The organism is Porphyromonas pasteri, assembly GCF_014647755.1.
GTDB lineage: Bacteria > Bacteroidota > Bacteroidia > Bacteroidales > Porphyromonadaceae > Porphyromonas > Porphyromonas pasteri.
Genome location: NZ_BMPU01000002.1, coordinates 127,926 through 146,751 on the forward strand (window position 1 = coordinate 127,926; position 18,826 = coordinate 146,751).

Here is an 18,826-nt window from a genome sequence, read left to right on the forward strand (position 1 = left end):
GTAAGTACTTTTGTATACCTATATATAGGTCCCTGTGAGCCGACTGCATCCCCCGCAGGCGCGCCCTCAGACAATCCATCATCTCTCCCACTCCACAAGCCCCTCACATCCCACCGATATGGCCCAGCGACTCTTCCTACTAGATGCGTACGCCCTGATCTACCGCGCCTACTACGCCTTCATCAAAGCCCCACGCTTCGACAGCAAGGGGCGCAATACCAGCGCTGTCTTCGGCTTCGTCCTCATGCTCGAGGACCTTCTCTCGAAGGAGAATCCCGAGGAGATCGCCGTCGTCTTTGACCCGGCAGGTGGCACCTTCCGCCACCGCGAGTACCCCGCTTACAAGGCGCAGCGCGAAGAGACACCCGAAGGGATCCGCATCGCCGTACCCCTCATCCGTGAGCTCCTCGCTGCCTACCGCATCCCCGCTGTCGAAGTCCCCGACTTCGAGGCGGACGACGTCATCGGCACGCTGAGCGATCTGGCGGCCCGTGCTGGGCACGAGGTGCTGATGGTCACGCCCGACAAGGACTATGGGCAGCTCGTCACCGAGCACGTCCGTATGTACCGCCCGATGCAGGGTGGGGGCTACGAGATCTGGGGCGAAGCCGAGATACGGGAGAAGTTCGGTCTCGACTCTCCCGCACAAGTCATCGACTACCTCGCACTCCTCGGGGACAAGGTGGACAACATCCCCGGCTGCAAGGGTATCGGAGAGAAGGGCGCACAGAAGCTCCTCAGCGAATATGGCACGGTGGAGAACCTCCTTGCCCACGCCTCGGAGATCAAGGGCGCTACGGGTAAGAAGCTCATCGAGGGCGCAGACGATATCCGCCTCTCCTACTATCTGGCGACGATCCGCCGTGACGTGCCCATCAGCTATACCGCTGGCGACTACGCCCGCAGGGAGAAGGACGAAGAGGCGGTACGCCGACTCTTCGAGGAGCTGGAGTTCCGCACGCTCCTCTCCCGAGTCCTCGGCACTGCTCCCGCACCTACCCCAAAGAAGGTCGCCCTCCCACCCGATGACCTCTTCGCAGGGCTCGAGGAGACCGAGGAAGCCGAGACGCCTGCCCCCACGGACGTACCACAGATGCGCATAGAGGTACTCACCCCGACGACCCTCCCCACCTTCGTCGAGCGTGCTGCCAAGGCTCAGGTCGTCACCTTCGACACCGAGACCACGGGCGCCGATGCGCTGACGGCAGAGCTGGTAGCCATCACCTTCGCCCTCGACAGAGAGACGACCTATTATCTTGACGTACCCGCTGAGCGCGAGGCTGCTACGGCACTCCTCGATCAGCTCCGTCCTATCTTTGAGAGCACGACCTCGCTGAAGGTCGGGCAGAACCTCAAGTACGACCTCCACATCCTCCTCTCCTACGGCATCGAGACGGCTGGTGAGCACTTCGACACGATGATCGCGCACTACCTGCTCTACCCCGATATGCGCCACGGCCTGGACGAGCTGGCGGAGAAGTTCCTCAGCTATAAGATGATGCCCTTCGAGGAGATGATCGCCCCGCAGACGACGAAGCAGTTTGACCTGCGTCAGGTCGAGCCCGAGCGCCTGCAGTTCTACGCTGCGGAGGACACGCACATCACCCACCTCCTCTATGAGTACTTCGCTGAGCGCCTCGAGAAGGCAGGGCTTACCGAGCTCTTCCGCACCATCGAGATGCCACTGATGAAGGTACTCCTCGGTATGGAGCGCGAGGGAGTACGTCTTGACAAGGCCTGCCTCGCACGCCAAGCAGGCGAGCTACAGGGTGAGCTGGAGCGCCTCGAGACGGAGATCAGCACGCTCATCGGCCACCCCATCAATGTCAATAGCAGCAAGCAGGTCGGCGAAGCCCTCTTCGACGAACTCCAGATTATGGAGAAGGCGAAGAAGACAAAGACAGGGGGCTACACCACCAGCGAAGAGGTCTTAGAGAAGCTCCGCGACAAGCACCCCGTCGTGGGCAAGATCCTCGACTACCGTGGTGTGAAGAAGCTCCTCAGCACCTACATCGAAGCGCTCCCCGACCTCGTCTACCCCGATGGGAAGATCCACACGTCCTTCAACCAGACCATCGCCGCCACGGGTCGCCTCTCCAGCAGCAACCCCAACATCCAGAATATCCCCATCCGCACGCCCGAGGGTCGTGCCATCCGCGAGGCCTTCGTACCCGATGCAGGCTGCACCTTCCTCAGCGCCGACTACTCGCAGATCGAGCTGCGTCTGATGGCGCACTTCAGCGAAGATCCCGCTCTCATCGAGGCCTTCCACTCTGGGCAAGACGTCCATCAGGCCACCGCAGCGAAGATCTATGGCCTCACACCCGAGGAGGTCACGCCCGATATGCGTCGCCGCGCGAAGACCGCGAACTTCGGTATCATCTACGGCATCTCCGCCTTCGGCCTTAGCGAGCGCCTCTCCATCCCCCGCAAGGAGGCCAAGGAGCTTATCGACGGCTACTTCGCCTCGTACCCCGGGGTGGCAAACTATATGTCACGCGTCGTCGAGGAAGCCAAGCATCGTGGCTATGTGACGACCCTCCTCGATCGTCGCCGTAGCCTCCCCGATATCAATAGCGCGAACGCTGTCGTACGTGGCTACGCCGAGCGCAATGCGATCAATGCTCCCCTCCAAGGTTCAGCTGCCGACCTCATCAAGATCGCAATGATCCGTCTCGACGCCGCTATCCGTGAGCGGGGTCTCAAGAGCCGTATGATCCTGCAGGTACATGACGAACTGAACTTCAACGTCCCCACCAACGAGCTCGCCGAGATGACCGAGCTGGTCCGCAGCACGATGGAGTCCGTCTACCCCGACCTGCGCGTACCCCTCGAGGTAAGTATCGGCCATGGCCCCACGTGGCTTGATGCGCACTAAGCCTCTCGCCCCCGATTTATATTCCACAAAGACTGAATAATGAAACTATTAGCACTTGATATTGACGGCACGCTGATCACCAAGGAGCACGTCCTCACCGAGGGCGTCCGCTCGGCCCTGCTCCGTGCCCAGAGAGACTACGACACCCGCATCATCCTCGCTTCGGGTCGCCCCACCCCAGCCCTCGGAGCCCTGGCCGAAGCTCTGCAGATAGCGGACTACGGTGGCTACCTCATGCCCTTCAACGGCGGGAAGATCCTCGAGGCGGGCTCCAAGCGCCTCCTCAGCGCCCAGCTCCTCGATGCCGACCTCATCCCCCAGCTCTACCACCTCGTGCAGGAGCATGGGGCAAACATCCTCACCTACACCGAGGAGCACATCCTCACCGAGCGCGAAGATGACCCGTATGCAGAGAAGGAAGTCGTCATCACAGGTATGCCTCTCAAGCGTGTACCCAGCTTCGTCGAGGCTGCTACGGAAAGCCTCCCTAAGTGCCTCGCTGTCGGCCCTCTGGAGAAGCTCATCCCGCTCGAGGCCGCTGTCAAGGAGCAGCTCGGCACGCGTGTCGGCGCCTTCCGCTCGAGCGACTACTTCCTCGAGCTCGTCCCCCTTGGTGTGAATAAGGGTAGTGCACTCGCTCGCCTCCTCGATGTCCTCGGCATGACCCCGCAGGACCTCATCGCCATCGGTGACAACTACAACGACCTCGAGATGATCGAGCTGGCCGGCACGGGCATCGCCATGGGCAATGCCCCCGAGGATATCCAGCGCCGTGCAGACTTCGTCACCCGCTCCAATGCCGAGGACGGTGTGGCCTACGCCCTCGAGCAGCTCCTCTTCGTCTAAGCCCCCCACCCCCTTCAGCGCGCGGGCTGCAGTACACCTTCGGTACTGCAGCCCGTGCGCTTCTATAGGACTTGCACCCACAAATCACTATAGGAAAAAGCCTGATCCTCCGCGAGAAAAAGCTCCGAAGTCGTATTCCACTCCCTCGATCTACGTACGTAGACGATAGGACAAGGCACGTGGATTTTAGAGCGCTCGTACGTGGACAAATGATCCACGTACGTAGACCGAACTTTTCCCATAGATGAGCCAAAGAATCTCTCCTCAAGGGACGAAGTTAGGAGTAGTGCTCTGCGATAGTTCTCGCGCTGAATGAAGGCATCTATCCGTATAGATGTAAGCGACTTACCCGACGAGGAGGACGACAAAACAAGCGGGGGTAGTAGGGCCGAAGTAATAGTGTGATTCGGGGCATACTCACGGGCAAGATAGAAGCCCTCACGATACGCGTGAGATAGGTACACTGCGGGAAAATCGTTATTTTTGTGTGGCTTAGTAGCTTAGCACGGATAGCCTCCGAGTGGAGGTGAGGTGCTGATCGCCGTATTTTACATCACACTTTGACTTAGCTTAGTAACTCATGGAGAAGGTCATACGTCGAGCACTTGTCTCGGTATACCACAAGGAAGGATTAGCAGAAATCTTAAAGCTCCTGCACGAGCAGGGCGTAGAGTTCGTCTCCACGGGGGGCACCAGCACCTTCATCGAAGGGCTCGGGTACCCTTGTGTTGCCGTCGAAGATCTGACTAAGTATCCCTCGATGCTCGGGGGGCGCGTCAAGACCCTTCACCCCGCTATCCAGGGCGGTATCCTCGCCCGCCGCGGACACGAGACCGACCAAAAGGAGGTCCTCGAATACGGCCTATCCCTCATCGACCTGGTGATCGTAGACCTCTATCCCTTCGAAGCTACGGTAGCCTCGGGCGCCAGCGAAGAAGATATCATCGAGAAGATCGACATCGGCGGTATCAGCCTCATCCGTGGGGCAGCGAAGAACTTCGAGGACGTCGTCATCATCCCTTCGCAGGCAGACTATGCTACACTGCTTGAGATCCTCCGTGAGCGTGGTGCTCGCACGACCCTTGAGGAGCGTCGCCACTTTGCTCGCCGCGCCTTCGCTGTGAGCTCGCACTACGACTCGGCTATCTTCCGCTACTTCGACGGCGAGGAGCGCTCGGCTCTCCGCCTCACGGCAGACGAAGCTAAGCCCCTGCGCTACGGCGAGAACCCCCACCAGAAGGGCGTCTTCTATGGCGACCTCGACCGCTACTTCGAGCAGCTCCACGGCAAGGAGCTCTCCTACAACAACCTCCAGGATGTCGAGGCAGCTGTCTCACTCATCCAGGACTTCTCTGAGCCCACCTTCGCCATCCTCAAGCACAACAACGCTTGTGGCTGCGCCTCTCGCCCCACCCTCCTCGAGGCTTGGACGGATGCGCTGGCAGGTGACCCCGTCTCTGCCTTCGGTGGCGTGCTCGTAGCCAACCGCCCCATCGACGTGGCGACGGCGCATGAGATCGACAAACTCTTCCTCGAGGTGCTCATCGCTCCCGACTTCGAAGCCGAGGCGCTCACCATCCTCGAAGGCAAGAAGAACCGCATCCTCCTGCGTCAGAAGGAGGCCATCGATGCCCGCTGGTCTTACCGCTCGATGCTCGGTGGTGTGCTGGCTCAGGAGACCGACCGCGCAGTAGAGACTACGGCTGAGATGAAGCCCGTTACTAAGGTAGCACCCACGGCTGAAGAGCTTACGGATCTGGTCTTCGCGACCAAGCTCGTCAAGCACAGCAAGAGCAACGCTATCGTCCTCAGCAAGGGCGGTCAGCTCATCGCCTCAGGTGTCGGACAGACCTCACGTGTCGATGCGCTCAAGCAAGCCATCGAGAAGGCACGCCACTTCGGCTTCGACCTCAAGGGAGCTGTACTGGCGAGCGATGCCTTCTTCCCCTTCGACGACTGCGTCACCCTCGCTGCCGAAGCTGGCATCACCGCTATCGCTCAGCCTGGTGGCTCAGTACGTGACGCTGACAGCATCGCCGCTGCAGATCGCCTGGGCGTAGCTATGGTGATGACGGGGGTGCGTCACTTCAAGCACTAAGAATACGAATCGACTAATAGATAAGCATGGGACTATTTTCCTTTAGGCAGGAGCTGGCGATGGACCTGGGTACTGCCAATACCATTATCATCAAGGACGACAAGATCGTACTCGATGAGCCCTCAGTAGTAGCCTTCGACAACCGCACGGGCGAGATGATCGCCGTCGGGACCAAGGCCCGCGAGATGTACGAGAAGGGCAACGCCAACATCCGCACGATCCGCCCCCTGCGCGAAGGAGTCATCGCAGACTTCGATGCCGCTGAGCATATGATCCGCGGGATGATCCGTATGATCAGCCGCCGCCGTGGGTGGTTCACCCCCTCACTGCGCATGGTCGTCTGTATCCCCTCAGGGAGCACGGAGGTAGAGATCCGTGCCGTACGCGACTCCAGCGAGCACGCTGGTGGCCGTGACGTCTACATGATCTACGAGCCTATGGCAGCAGCTATCGGCGTCGGCATCGACGTCCTCGCCCCCGAAGGCCACATGATCGTGGACATCGGTGGTGGTACGACGGAGATCGCTGTCATCTCGCTCGGTGGTATCGTCGAGGATCAGTCCATCGACACCGCTGGCGACGAGCTGACGCAGGACATCATGGACCACATGCGCGAGAAGCACCAGATCAAGGTCGGGGAGCGTACCGCTGAGCAGATCAAGATCCAGGTAGGTGCTGTCTACGCCGACCTCGACGAAGCTCCCGCAGACTTCACCGTCTGGGGTGCGAACATGATGGACACCATGCCCCGCAAGGTAGAGGTCAACTATCGTGAGATCGCCGAGTGCCTCGACAACTCGATCGGCAAGATCGAGAGCGCTATACTTCGCACTCTCGAGGCTACGCCTCCCGAGCTCTACGCCGACATCGTCGCCAATGGTGTCGTCCTCACCGGTGGTGGTGCCCTCCTGCGTGGTCTCGACAAGCGCCTCTCTAAGCGCTTCGGTCTTGACTTCAAGATCGCTGAGAACCCCCTGCACTCTGTAGCTCTCGGTACGGGCATTGCGCTGAAGAACATCCACAACTTCAACTTCCTCTTCCGCTAAGCCCCGTAGCCTACTCCGCCCGTGGATAAGCTCTTAGAGTTCCTCCAGAAGCATAGACACTGGTTCGTCTTCCTCATCTTGGAGACGATCGCTCTCGTCACGTACCTAAGTGGCTCCCTCTACTCGAGGAGCCTCGGCTGGTACGCGACGAGTGCCGTCTTTGGGCGGGTCAATGAGCTGATGACCGAGGGCTGGAGCTATGTAGGCCTGCGCCCTCGCAATGAGGAGCTGCTGAGGGAGAATGCGCGTCTACGTACGGCCTATACCCTCCTGGCACGTCAGATGCAGGACGCCGAAGCCCACGGCCTGCTGCCTCGTCTGCACGCTACCGACAGCCTCCCCATCGATCCCTCGGCAGTCATCATCGCCCGAGTGGTCAATCGTGTGACGCACACCAGTGAGGTCTACTACACCATCAACAAGGGGCGCCGTGACGGCATCGAGACCGACATGGGCGTGATGAGTGCCTCGGGCGTCGTCGGCGCCGTGATGGCGGTCTCCGACCACTACGCGCTCGTCATCCCCGTCCTCAACCCGAAGATTCGCCTGGCATGTACCCTCCTCGGGCAGGAGGTCAGTGGCACCCTCACAGCCTCCTCGAGCCCGAATGCCAATGAGGCGATCCTCAGCAACGTCCCCCCACACGCCCACCCCCAGATCGGTGACACCATCACCACGAGTGGCTACTCCTACCTCTTCCCCGAGGGGATGATGGTCGGGACGATCGCCGACTCCGTCCCCGCTCGCGTCAAGGGCAGCGCTGGGACCTTCGCCAACTATCCTGTGCACCTCTCCACGGACTTCCAGGGTCTACGCTACGTCTACGTGATCCGTGAGAAGCCCACCCATGAGGTACGCGCCCTCGAAGACTCGATCAGACCCAATGAATAGCTCCACCTATCTGCGCTTCATCCTCTTCGCCCTCCTTCTGGTGGCCCTGCAGGTGTGGGTACTGAGTCCCATCGCCCTCTTCCGTGTGGCGACCCCTTACCTCTATCCCTTCGTGCTGCTGCTCCTGCCCGTAGACACGAACCGCACCGTACTCTCGATCTCGGGCTTCGCCGTAGGGATGCTCATCGATATCTTCAGCCTCACGCCTGGCCTACACGCCTCGGCCTTCACGCTGACAGCCTTCATGCGCCAGCCTATCCTCTCACTGCTCACGGACAAGAACACGATACCGCACGCCCTGCCCCTCTTCCCCACGCTACGTGGAGGCTCGGTGATGCTCATCACGCTGCTCCTGCTCGTGCACCATGTCACGCTCTATATCCTCCAGGCCGCAGGGATGCGCATGGGGGCCCTACATATCATCATCAGCTTCGCCTCGGGCTATGCCTTCTCATGGGTGCTGGCGGTGATGACCCTCTTCTTCTTCGGCACGGGAGAAGGGGCTCGCTCGAAGTGATGCTCTCCTATGGTCAACGACGAGCTCTTCCGTAGACGGTGGCTGATCATCGGCCTCACCTTCGCCATCGTCACCATCTTCATCATCCGCCTCTTTACCCTGCAGGTAGCCAGCAATGACTACAAGCGCCGGGCGGAGAATAATGCCTACTTCATCCTCTCTACCATCCCCTCGCGTGGCGTCATCTACGATCGCAAGGGACAGCTCCTTGTGGCCAATCGCCCCATCTACGACCTGATGATCGTGAACCACGAGGCGAAGGGAAAGCTCGACACCACACTACTTGCAAATACGCTTGGCCTACCTCGCGAGGAGATCGTCCAGAAGCTCACCGCCGTACGTGACCGCAGTATCAATCGTGGCTACAACCCCTACACCCCGCAGGTCTTCCTCTCACAGCTTGAGCCCGAGGAAGTAGGACGCTTCGAGGAGCAGCTGTATAAGTTCCCAGGCTTCTCGGTGCGCTCCCGTACCGTCCGACAGTACAACTACCACAATGCCGCCCACCTCTTGGGCTACCTCTCCGAAGCCAGCCTTACCGACCTCGAGCGTGACAGCACGATCATGCGAGGGGACTTCGTCGGACGAAGCGGGGTAGAGCGCACCTACGAAGAGGTACTGCGTGGCATCAAGGGTGAGGAGATCTTCTACCGCGATGCCCGTGGCCGTATCCAAGGACGTCTGGATGGCGGTTCGCACGACCGTGCTCCCGTCCCAGGGCGTGACCTCACACTCTCCATCGATGCTGGCCTGCAAGAGCTGGGCGAGCGCATGATGCGCGGTAAGCGTGGTGCTATCGTCGCCATCGAGCCCGAGACGGGTGAGGTCCTTGCCCTCGTCACGGCACCGAACTACGATCCCGAGCTCCTCGCAGGCAAGAGCAAGGGGACCAACCACCGCATGCTCGAGGAGACCTTCGGTAAGCCCCTCCTCAACCGCGCGATCCAAGGGAACTACCCTCCAGGCTCAACCTTCAAGCCCTCGCAGGGAGCTATCTTCCTCGAGGAAGGAGTCCTCACACCCTCCACAGCGCTTGCCTGTCATCACGGTTACCCACCACTGGGCAACCGACCCAAATGCCACAGCCACGGCTCGCCCATCTCACTCATCCCCGCACTCTCCACCTCGTGTAATGCGTACTTCAGCTGGGGCCTGCACTTCATGCTCGACGACCGCCGCTATTACCCCTCGGCAGCCGTCGCTCTGGAGCACTGGAAGCAGCGTATGGTCTCCCTCGGCTTCGGCTACCGCCTCGGTATTGACCTGCCGGGTGAGAAGCGCGGATATATCCCCAATAGCGGCGTCTACGATAAGTTCTACAAGGGCGCATGGAACGGCCACACCATCATCTCCATTGCCATCGGGCAGGGGGAAGTGCTCGCCACGCCCCTGCAGATAGCGAATCTCGCTGCCCTCATAGCCAACCGCGGCTACTACATCCGCCCGCACGTCGTGCACTCCATCGGCGGTATGCCTCTGGACTCGATGTACCACAACCACCAGCCCTCAGGGATCTCCCGCGAGAACTGGGAGTATATCGTCGCAGGGATGGCTGGCGCTGTCACGGGCGGTACGTGTCGTGCTGCGAACTTCGCTCCTGGTGAGATCGAGGTATGTGGTAAGACCGGTACGGCAGAGAATCCCCACGGTAAGGACCACTCGGCCTTCATCGGCTTCGCGCCTCGCTCCAAGCCACGCATCGCTGTCTCGGTCTATGTCGAGAACGGGGGCTTCGGGGCGCAGTTCGGTGTACCTATCGGCCGTGTGATGATGGAATACTACCTCCGTGACGGCAAGCTCTCGGGCAGTGGCGAGGCCATCGCCTCCTCGATGGAGCACCGCAGTATCTCCTACCTCAACGATATATAGCGCCCGCCATGCGACAGTCCTCCTCACAGCCTTTCTATAAGTCCATCGACTGGGTGACGATCTTGATGTACCTCATCATGGTCTTCTTCGGCTGGCTCTCCATCTGTGGCGCCTCGTACAACTTCGAGACGGAGGCGCTGCTAAGCCCTGGCGGTCGCCCGATGATGCAGCTGCTGTGGATCGGCCTCGGGCTGGTCTTAGGCTTCGCTGTCATCTCGCTCGACACCGATATCTATGAGGTGGGAGCCCCGATCTTCTATGGGGCGATGATGCTCCTCTTGATGGTGACGATCGTCATCGCACCGGATATCAAGGGCTCACGCTCGTGGCTCGTCTTAGGGCCGGTGCGCCTACAGCCGGCGGAGTTTGCGAAGGTCGCCACCGCCCTCACGCTGGCGTGGCTATGCAATCAGTATGACTTCAAGATCGAGTCGATACGCAGCTATCTGAAGATCTTCGCTATCATCTTCTTCCCCATCGGGCTCATCCTCCTACAGCAGGAGACGGGCTCGGCACTGGTCTTCCTCGCGCTCTTCCTTGCTCTCTTCCGCGAAGGCTTCTCGGGGCTCTTCATGGGGCTCAGTGCCTCGGCAGCGGTGTACTTCATCGGGGCGCTTGTCTTAGAGGACACGCTGTGGTGGAGTGCTACGGACGCAGACCTCTTCTTCGTCTCGAACGCTATCCTCGTCTTCACCACCACCCTCTACGCCGTCTATACCCAGGACTGGCGCAACCGCTGGCGCTACCTCCTCTATGCCGTAGGTGCTGTCCTCGGCGTGTATCTCATCGCAGGAGTAGTGAACTTCTTCGTCGCCTTCAACCTCGCCTATGTGGCTGTAGCCCTCGTCGTCATCGCCGTAGGTACACTCTTCTACCTCGCCCTGCGCGAATACCTCCTGCGCTACCTCTTGATGGCCATCTTCGCCATCGGATCGCTCGGCTTCTTCTACTCGGTGAACTACGTCTTCAACGATATCCTCCAACCCCACCAGCAGGTACGTATCAAGATCGCCCTCGGCATCGAGAGCGACCTCAAGGGGAAGGGCTACAATGTCGACCAGTCGAAGATCGCTATCGGCTCGGGTGGGCTCACCGGTAAGGGCTTCCTCAAGGGCACACAGACGAAGCTGAACTACGTACCCGAGCAGGAGACGGACTTCATCTTCTGCACCGTCGGAGAGGAGTCGGGCTTCGTAGGCTCGACGGCGCTACTCATCATGTACGCCGTCTTCATCCTGCGTATCGTGGCGCTTGCCGAGCGGCAGGTGACACGCTTCGGGCGGGTCTATGGCTACTGTGTGGCCTCGATCTTCCTCTTCCACCTCTTCATCAATGTGGGGATGGTGCTGGGGCTCGTCCCCGTCATCGGTATCCCCCTACCCTTCTTCAGCTATGGGGGCTCCTCGCTATGGGGCTTCACATTCCTGCTCTTCATCTTCCTCGGCATCGACTCCCGTCGCAAGCAGCACACCGCCCGCTAAGGCAAGAGTGTGCCGCTCTGGATGCCGTAGACGCACGTATCCCCCGCCACCATCTCGTGGCACCAACACATAGACATACGATGAAAAAAGACTTGACCTATAAGGAAGCGGCAAGCCGTCTCGACGAGATCGTCCGCCGCATCGAGAGCGAGAGCCCCGATGTAGACGAGCTCACGGGTCTCGTGAAGGAGGCTGTCGAGCTCTCGAAGCACTGCCGTGAGAAACTCACGCAGGCTGACAAGCAGCTCACGAGCCTCATGGCACAGCTCAGCGAAGACCCTCAAGCCGAAGGCTAATGGCACATCGCTACGCTATCATCGTCGCTGGCGGGCGCGGCCTGCGTATGGGTGCCGACCTGCCGAAGCAGTTCCTCCCCCTGCGTGGTGAGCCGGTCCTGATGCACACGCTACGGCAGTTCGCCCCCGAGGTCGAGGAACTCATCCTCGTGCTCCCCGCAGAGCAGCAAGACCTCTGGCAAGAGCTTTGTGCCGAGCATCACTTCACCCTCCCACACCGTATCACCACGGGTGGCGCCACGCGCTTCGACTCCGTACGCTTGGGGCTGAGCAAGCTCCCCGCTGAGGGCCTCGTTGCCGTCCACGACGGGGTGCGTCCGCTCGTGTCACGCACGCTGATTCGCCGCACCTTCGAGGTAGCCGAAGAGACGGGCGCCGCTCTACCAGCCTGCCCCGTCACCGATAGCCTGCGCTTCCTCGGTGAGGACGACACGAACGAGGCGGTCGATAGAGCCCACTACCGTGCGGTACAGACCCCACAGACCTTCGACCTCGAGCGCCTACACCGTGCCTATGAGCAGCCCTTCAGCCCGCAGTTCACCGACGACGCTTCGGTCTACGAAGCTGCTGGCCTCGGCGCTATCACGCTCGTCGAAGGCGAAGAGACGAATATCAAGCTCACCACACCGAGAGACCTCCTCTTGGCTGATCTCCTTCTGGACTAACCCCGCCCACGAAGGGCAGGCGCTACGATGGCTAAGGACTTCCTCCTCACCCCACTGACCTACCTCCCAGGTGTCGGACCACGGAGAGCGAAAGCGCTCGCCGAGGAGCTGGACCTATATACCTACCTCGACCTCCTGCATTACTTCCCTACGAAGTACGTCGACCGCTCACGCATCTACCAGATCCGTGAGCTCCGAGGCGAGATGCCCCACGTGGAGCTGAAGGGCTATATCCGCGACTTCAAGGAGGTGGGCGAGGGGCGTAAAAAGCGCCTCGTCGCGTACTTCACCGATGGCACGGGCACGATCGAGCTGGTATGGTTCCGCTCCATGCCCTACATCCGCCAGCGCTACATCCCGGGGCAGTGGTACCTCGTCTTCGGCAAGCCCGTCTTCTTCAACGGCGCCTACAGCATCAGCCACCCCGAGATCGATGAGGAGTCGAAGGCCGCACAGGTTAGCGGTGGCCTCATGCCCGTCTATCCACTCACCGAGAAGCTCACCCGCGCTGGGCTGAATAGCCGCCAGATGCGCCAGCTCCTCTATGTGCTGAAGGAGGCCTGCGTCCCCCACATCACCGAGACGCTCACCCCCGAGATCATCGAGCGGGCACGCCTTATGTCCTACGCCGAGGCCATCGAGCAGATCCACTTCCCCGTGACGAAGGAGGGACTGGAGGCAGCACGCAGACGATTGAAGTTCGACGAACTCTTCTTCATCCAGCTCCGTCTCCTCGGTATGAAGCGTGACCGTAAGGCCGCTTCTCCTGGGCTTCTCCTGCCACGTGTCGGCGATGCCATACGTGGGCTCTATGAGAGTCTGCCCTTTGACCTGACGGATGCGCAGAAGCGTGTCATCCGCGAGATCCAAGCCGATGTCATCAGCGGCCGTCAGATGAATCGCCTCATCCAAGGGGATGTAGGGAGCGGGAAGACCCTCGTAGCGCTCTTCTCCATGCTTCTCAGCGTGGACAACGGCTATCAGGCGTGTATGATGGCGCCCACCGAGATCCTCGCCCGTCAGCACTACGCTTCTCTCTGCGAATACCTCGCACCGCTGGGTATCGAGGTAGGCCTACTGATCGGGAGCACGAAGAAGAAGGAGCGCACACGCCTCCTCGCAGACCTCAGCACAGGCGCGCTGAAGATCATCGTCGGCACGCATGCCCTCTTAGAGCCCGTGGTACAGTTCGCCCATCTTGGGCTGGCAGTCATCGACGAGCAGCACCGCTTCGGTGTCGTGCAGCGCTCGGGGCTGTGGCAGAAGGGCGAGCAGATCCACCCGCACATCCTCATCATGAGCGCTACGCCCATCCCACGTACGCTCGCTATGACCCTCTACGGCGATCTCGATATCTCCGTAATCGACGAGCTCCCACCCGGGCGCAAGCCTATCGAGACCTACCACCAGAGTGAGAGCGAGATGTATCGGGTATATCAGTTCCTCGAGCGTCAGCTGGAGGAGGGCCGTCAGGCCTATGTCGTCTTCCCTATGATCGAGGAGAGCGAAGAGGAGTCGATGCGCACGCTCGACGAAGGCTTCCGTAGATACAGCGAGCACTTCGCCCACCGCAAGATCGTGCGTGTACATGGTAAGATGAAGCCCGATGAGAAGGACGAGGCCATGCGTAGCTTCGTCTCGGGCGAAGCACAGATACTCCTGGCGACCACCGTCATCGAGGTCGGTGTGAACGTGCCCAACGCCTCGGTGATGGTCATCGAGGGTGCCAACCGCTTCGGGCTCTCCCAGCTCCATCAGCTCCGTGGACGTGTCGGCCGTGGTGCCAGCCAGAGCTATTGCATCCTCGTCACGGGCAAGGACCTCGGCGAAGATGCCAAGCGCCGCATCGCTATCATGGTAGAGACGAATGATGGCTTCGTCATCGCCGAAGAGGATATGCGTCTGCGTGGCTTCGGGGAGATCGACGGCACGCGTCAGAGCGGTCAGCAGCTGAGCCTGCGTATCGCCAACCCTGCCCTCGATGGCGCTATGGTGCAGTACACCCGCACACTCGCCGAGGAGATCCTCAGCGAAGACCCCGACCTACAGCTCCCGAAGAACGAGATCCTGCGCCATCGCCTCCACGAGATCTACTACGAGCGCCCCTCCTGGAGCCAGATCTCCTAAGCCGCTCTTTCCCACAAGCTTTCTATCCTTCATACCTCCTCTATGAGTGATTCTTGCTCATAGGGGAAAAGTAACCAGTACTGGTCAGTGATCCGAGCAGTACTGGTCGACGCGCGAAGTAGTAGTGGTCACTATATGTTACCAGTACTGGTCCGATCGCTGACCAGTACTGGTTCGCATCAGCCCCTCCCGAGGCCCGCTAAGGATAGGCGCTACGAACGCCCCTCCTGGAGTCAGATCTCCTAAGCCTTACTTCCGCTCTTCACCTTACGCTTCTTCCCCCACTCCGTCAGCGGGATTTACTATCGTTGTATCTAAAAGAAGTGCGTTCGATATAAGCCACCGCTTATACCGAACGCACTAAAGTTGTTGAGGTAGATGAAGCTACTGCTTCCTGTATTCTTCTCCTTGATCTGTCATAATCCCCTTGTCAAAGTCTACATACATACCATAACGAGGGTCATTACCTCTATAGAGACGCACACGCCACTTACCATCGTGTTTTACTATATCGTAACGCCCCTTGAGCTCAATCTCAGTAAGGACAGCATTCTTATCCAGAATACGCTTCTCATATTGCATTCCTGAAAGGAAGCGAAAGGACGTATACTCTCCATCATCCGACATTGAAGAAGTCCAGGTTGTTCCATCCAAACTATAGGGTTTCCCACCATATACGGCATCTTCATCTTTCTTACAGGAGATAAAGGTGCAAACCAGAGCTAACGTGAGTGTTAGCAGTCGAATGAATTTACTCATACAAGTTGCTTATAGTAATAACGATTTGTCTTTACTGGAACAAAGCCCAGATATCTGAGATTGATTTTCCGGCACAAAGATATTGAAGATATGCTTTCTTGCAAGAATGATATTTTAGGAGCGCACATTCGAGTTAGCCTGACAGGAGATTGACATAGCTGAATACATCGGATCACTGCCGAACCTACACATAGCCGACCCAGGGCTTTCACTCCTGATCCTCCGCCATCGCCTCCACGAGATCTACTACGAGCGCCTATCCTGGAGTCAGATCTCCTAAGCCTTACTTCCGCCCTTAGCCTTACGCTTCTTCCCCCACTTACGCTGGTAGAAGATATAGTAGCCCGTCAGCGGGAGCGATGCACCGAAGAGTGCCGCTAAGAAGTAGCAGATACGCGTGAAGAGACCGCCCCAAGCTCCCGTGTGAATTGAATAGATCCAGCCGCGGAGCTTCTTGTCTCGCTTGACCTCACGATAAGCCTTGTACTCGGTCATCTGCCCCGTCTTTTTGTTGAAGCGAAAGCTATCCGCAGCACGGCTATTGCCCAGCCCTGCAAGGGGGACTTCGACCTCCCCATCCTTGACCGTGATCTCTGTATAGTCTGCTTCGGAGACCTCTATGACATACTCCACGACCTCTTCCCAATAGATATAGGAGGCAGGGAGCTTGGCCTGCTCGGCGCCCTCCTCACGGGGGGCATCCTTGCTCTTATCCTTCTTGGAGCCCTTATCACCCTTGCCCGCCTCGGCCATCTCGGCACCAAAGACCTTATAGAAGCCCGTGCGATACCACTCGAAGGACCACGTAAGCCCCGTCATAGCCATCGCCAAGAGGAGTACGAAGACATACACCCCACCGACCGTATGCAGGTCAGTGAAGAGGCGCTGACGCCCGTGACCAAGCGAGATCTTCAGGCGCTTCCCTACGCCCTTGAGCTTCTTCGGCCACCAGAGGAAGAGCCCCGTGAGGAGGATGAAGACGAAGAGGAGGGTACTTGTCCCCACGATGACGCGCCCCCAGAAGATCCCTTCGCTATCCGGCTTCATACTATCGAGTAGCCAGCGATGTAGCTCGCGTACCGTAGTGAAGAAGGGGAGGCGCCCGCTCTGCCCCACGATCTTTCCCGTATAGGGATCGACAAGGACTCCCGCACGACGAGGCTTAGAGAGCCCCACGGTATAGGCGCGGCGGAAGTCAGAGGGTATGGTGACGCTCGTGATCTGCACGCTATCGGGCGTCTCGCGGGCGACCCGCTCCAGGAGGGACTGGAGGGAGAGTCTCTGCATCTTGCGCACGGGTATCGTATAGCTATCGTGACGAACCAACTCGGTGATTTCCTTCTCGAAGACGAGCAGAGCCCCCGTGAGGCAGGTCGTCATAATGATAAGCCCAAAGGGCAGGGAGAGCCACAGATGGAGCTTCTTGAAGAGTTTGCGTACAGTCATAACTCGGCTATCTAAGTAAAAGGCTCCCTCCTCGGGGAGCTGGGGAACCTGATCGAATGCGCCTCGCTTATGCGCCTCACGGTGCATATCGAGGAGAGAGGGCTATAGGCATAGCCGCTCCTTGAGGGTCAAAGATATATATTATACCTTTTCCACCCCCTACTGATAGAGCCGAGCTGGAGGAAGCTATACAGGAGGATAAATCATCCTATATGGATCGCTGAGTCAACCTATATAGGTCCGTGAAGCGATCTATATAGGTCGGCGTGATGACCTATATAGGTTGACTCAGCGACCAATATAGGTTCGCACCACCCCCCTCCCGAAGTCCACTAAGGATAGACACTACGAGTGCGGAGCAATAGTCGTTTGCGAGCAAACCAGTAGTGATACGAGGTGCGAACCAGTAGTTGTTTGGATGCAAACGAATAGTTGTTCGCACCTCGAACTTATAGTTGTTTGCATACAGACGAGTAGTTGTTCATCTACGAGGCACTATGATTAGGTATTCCCTCTATCCACACCTCGGCGGTCGGAGCTACGGTGCGGGGCAGAGGCACTTGGGGCGCTTTTGCGTACTTTTGTGCCACCCACATCAGGGATATTTCCCCCTAAGAGAGTAAGATGAATATACGACCCCAAGAGATCCAGATAGCCGACTACGACTACCCCCTGCCCGACGAGCGCATCGCCAAGTACCCCCTTGCCGACCGCAGCAGCTCCAAGCTCCTCCGCTACCAAGCTGGCGAGATCGAAGAATTTACCTTCCGTGACCTGCCCCGTCTCCTGCCCGAGGGTGCCGTACTCGTGCGCAATAACTCCAAGGTCATCCGTGCCCGCCTCCTCTTCCACAAGGACTCAGGCGCACGCATTGAGATCTTCTGCCTCGACCCCGCCTCCCCCACCTCCTACGAGCTCTCCCTTGGGGAGCGCCACCGCTGCTCCTGGCACTGCCTCATCGGCAACGCCAAGCGCTTCAAGGAGGGCACGCAGCTCACCCGCCTCCTCCACCGCGAGGGACAGGGCGAAGTGACGCTGACGGCTGAGCGTGGCGAGGAGGGCGTCATCCACTTCTCTTGGGACAATGATGCCTATACCTTCGGCGAACTCTTAGAGCTGATGGGTATCCTCCCCATCCCACCCTACCTCGGGCGCGAGACAGAGGAGCAGGATCTGACGACCTATCAGACGGTCTATGCCGAGACCGAAGGCTCGGTAGCAGCCCCCACAGCGGGCCTGCACTTCACCCCCGCAGTCTTCGAAGAGCTACGCGCTCAGGGCACGCCCGTGCTGGACGTCACGCTCCACGTAGGCGCTGGCACCTTCCGCCCTGTCAAGGCCGAACACATCGGCGAGCACGAGATGCACGCGGAGCTGATCAGCGTCAGCCGCTCGACGCTCCTTGCCCTTCGTGAGCATATCGGGCAGATCATCGCTGTGGGTACGACGAGCGTCCGCACGCTGGAGAGCCTCTATCATCTGGCCATCGCCCTACGTCGTCAGCCCGACACGCCCCCGACCGCCCTGCACGTAGAGCAATGGCTCCCCTACGAAGAAGGTGCGAACGAAGAGCTGACGACAGAGGAAGCTCTTGATACGCTCCTCACCTATCTCGATGCGCAGGGAGAGGATACCCTCGTCTTCCCCACGAGTATCATCATCGCCCCCAGCTACCGCTACCGCGTCATCCGCGGTATGGTGACGAACTTCCACCAGCCCCACAGCACGCTCCTGCTGCTCATCGCTGCCCTCATCGGTGACGACTGGCACCGCGTCTACGACTGGGCACTCACCCACGACTTCCGCTTCCTCAGCTACGGCGACAGCTCGCTGCTCCTGCCTTAGCGAAGCCGATACCTATATAAAGCAGAGCGCCTCCCGCCTGAGTCCTCGGACTCGTAGGCGGG

The 18,826-nt window shown here is 59.4% G+C and carries 14 protein-coding genes; 12 read left to right on the forward strand and 2 right to left on the reverse strand.

Annotated features, from left to right (window positions below; all coding sequences use genetic code 11):
* Positions 1 to 118 precede the first annotated feature (118 nt).
* The 11 genes from polA to recG all read left to right on the forward strand — a co-directional run bounded on the left by polA (position 119) and on the right by recG (position 14,714).
* A complete protein-coding gene (polA, locus tag IEX77_RS04055; RefSeq protein ID WP_188807837.1) occupies positions 119 to 2,878 on the forward strand; it encodes a DNA polymerase I in 2,760 nt (919 codons plus the stop codon).
* Positions 2,879 to 2,917: 39 nt separating this feature from the next.
* Positions 2,918 to 3,724: a Cof-type HAD-IIB family hydrolase gene (locus tag IEX77_RS04060; RefSeq protein WP_188807838.1), complete on the forward strand. Its 807-nt coding sequence runs from the start codon at positions 2,918 to 2,920 to the stop codon at positions 3,722 to 3,724.
* Between the two features lie 580 nt (positions 3,725 to 4,304).
* Positions 4,305 to 5,822, forward strand: coding sequence for a bifunctional phosphoribosylaminoimidazolecarboxamide formyltransferase/IMP cyclohydrolase (gene purH / locus IEX77_RS04065; protein ID WP_188807839.1), 1,518 nt, complete (start codon positions 4,305 to 4,307; stop codon positions 5,820 to 5,822).
* 26 nt (positions 5,823 to 5,848) lie between these two features.
* Positions 5,849 to 6,868, forward strand: coding sequence for a rod shape-determining protein (locus tag IEX77_RS04070; protein WP_009432586.1), 1,020 nt, complete (start codon positions 5,849 to 5,851; stop codon positions 6,866 to 6,868).
* A gap of 21 nt (positions 6,869 to 6,889) precedes the next feature.
* On the forward strand, positions 6,890 to 7,759 hold the full coding sequence (mreC, locus tag IEX77_RS04075; RefSeq protein WP_188807840.1) for a rod shape-determining protein MreC: 870 nt from the start codon (positions 6,890 to 6,892) through the stop codon (positions 7,757 to 7,759).
* On the forward strand, positions 7,752 to 8,276 hold the full coding sequence (locus IEX77_RS04080) for a rod shape-determining protein MreD (protein ID WP_188807841.1): 525 nt from the start codon (positions 7,752 to 7,754) through the stop codon (positions 8,274 to 8,276). The genes mreC and IEX77_RS04080 overlap by 8 nt, the downstream gene beginning before the upstream one ends.
* A 9-nt stretch (positions 8,277 to 8,285) precedes the next feature.
* Entirely contained in the window at positions 8,286 to 10,145 is a 1,860-nt protein-coding gene (mrdA, locus tag IEX77_RS04085) for a penicillin-binding protein 2 (RefSeq protein ID WP_188807842.1), read from the forward strand.
* A gap of 8 nt (positions 10,146 to 10,153) precedes the next feature.
* A complete protein-coding gene (gene rodA, locus IEX77_RS04090; RefSeq protein WP_188807843.1) occupies positions 10,154 to 11,626 on the forward strand; it encodes a rod shape-determining protein RodA in 1,473 nt (490 codons plus the stop codon).
* Between the two features lie 80 nt (positions 11,627 to 11,706).
* A complete protein-coding gene (gene xseB / locus IEX77_RS04095; RefSeq protein ID WP_009432559.1) occupies positions 11,707 to 11,922 on the forward strand; it encodes an exodeoxyribonuclease VII small subunit in 216 nt (71 codons plus the stop codon).
* Positions 11,922 to 12,587: a 2-C-methyl-D-erythritol 4-phosphate cytidylyltransferase gene (locus IEX77_RS04100; protein ID WP_188807844.1), complete on the forward strand. Its 666-nt coding sequence runs from the start codon at positions 11,922 to 11,924 to the stop codon at positions 12,585 to 12,587. The genes xseB and IEX77_RS04100 overlap by 1 nt, the downstream gene beginning before the upstream one ends.
* A 27-nt stretch (positions 12,588 to 12,614) precedes the next feature.
* Positions 12,615 to 14,714 carry an ATP-dependent DNA helicase RecG gene (gene recG, locus IEX77_RS04105; RefSeq protein WP_188807845.1) on the forward strand — a complete coding sequence of 700 codons (2,100 nt, stop codon included), beginning with the start codon at positions 12,615 to 12,617 and terminating at the stop codon, positions 14,712 to 14,714.
* 384 nt (positions 14,715 to 15,098) lie between these two features.
* On the opposite strand, the gene IEX77_RS04110 is transcribed toward recG, so the two are convergent.
* Together IEX77_RS04110 and IEX77_RS04115 are read right to left on the reverse strand one after the other, a co-directional pair.
* The gene (locus IEX77_RS04110) at positions 15,099 to 15,473 is read right to left on the reverse strand and encodes a hypothetical protein (RefSeq protein ID WP_188807846.1); all 375 of its coding nucleotides are present in this window, start codon (positions 15,471 to 15,473) and stop codon (positions 15,099 to 15,101) included.
* Between the two features lie 276 nt (positions 15,474 to 15,749).
* Positions 15,750 to 16,919 carry a PepSY-associated TM helix domain-containing protein gene (locus IEX77_RS04115; RefSeq protein WP_188807847.1) on the reverse strand — a complete coding sequence of 390 codons (1,170 nt, stop codon included), beginning with the start codon at positions 16,917 to 16,919 and terminating at the stop codon, positions 15,750 to 15,752.
* 624 nt (positions 16,920 to 17,543) lie between these two features.
* Here IEX77_RS04115 and IEX77_RS04120 point away from each other — a divergent pair.
* On the forward strand, positions 17,544 to 18,764 hold the full coding sequence (locus IEX77_RS04120) for an S-adenosylmethionine:tRNA ribosyltransferase-isomerase (RefSeq protein WP_188807848.1): 1,221 nt from the start codon (positions 17,544 to 17,546) through the stop codon (positions 18,762 to 18,764).
* Positions 18,765 to 18,826 lie beyond the last annotated feature (62 nt).

Bases quoted from the DNA above. Each gene is read 5' to 3' on its own strand.
- mrdA (WP_188807842.1), top strand. From the start codon at position 8,286: ATGGTCAACGACGAGCTCTTCCGTAGACGGTGGCTGATCATCGGCCTC.
- IEX77_RS04070 (WP_009432586.1), top strand. From the start codon at position 5,849: ATGGGACTATTTTCCTTTAGGCAGGAGCTGGCGATGGACCTGGGTACT.
- IEX77_RS04120 (WP_188807848.1), top strand. From the start codon at position 17,544: ATGAATATACGACCCCAAGAGATCCAGATAGCCGACTACGACTACCCC.
- xseB (WP_009432559.1), top strand. From the start codon at position 11,707: ATGAAAAAAGACTTGACCTATAAGGAAGCGGCAAGCCGTCTCGACGAG.
- IEX77_RS04100 (WP_188807844.1), top strand. From the start codon at position 11,922: ATGGCACATCGCTACGCTATCATCGTCGCTGGCGGGCGCGGCCTGCGT.
- purH (WP_188807839.1), top strand. From the start codon at position 4,305: ATGGAGAAGGTCATACGTCGAGCACTTGTCTCGGTATACCACAAGGAA.
- recG (WP_188807845.1), top strand. From the start codon at position 12,615: ATGGCTAAGGACTTCCTCCTCACCCCACTGACCTACCTCCCAGGTGTC.
- polA (WP_188807837.1), top strand. From the start codon at position 119: ATGGCCCAGCGACTCTTCCTACTAGATGCGTACGCCCTGATCTACCGC.
- IEX77_RS04115 (WP_188807847.1), bottom strand. From the start codon at position 16,919: ATGACTGTACGCAAACTCTTCAAGAAGCTCCATCTGTGGCTCTCCCTG.
- rodA (WP_188807843.1), top strand. From the start codon at position 10,154: ATGCGACAGTCCTCCTCACAGCCTTTCTATAAGTCCATCGACTGGGTG.
- IEX77_RS04080 (WP_188807841.1), top strand. From the start codon at position 7,752: ATGAATAGCTCCACCTATCTGCGCTTCATCCTCTTCGCCCTCCTTCTG.
- IEX77_RS04110 (WP_188807846.1), bottom strand. From the start codon at position 15,473: ATGAGTAAATTCATTCGACTGCTAACACTCACGTTAGCTCTGGTTTGC.
- IEX77_RS04060 (WP_188807838.1), top strand. From the start codon at position 2,918: ATGAAACTATTAGCACTTGATATTGACGGCACGCTGATCACCAAGGAG.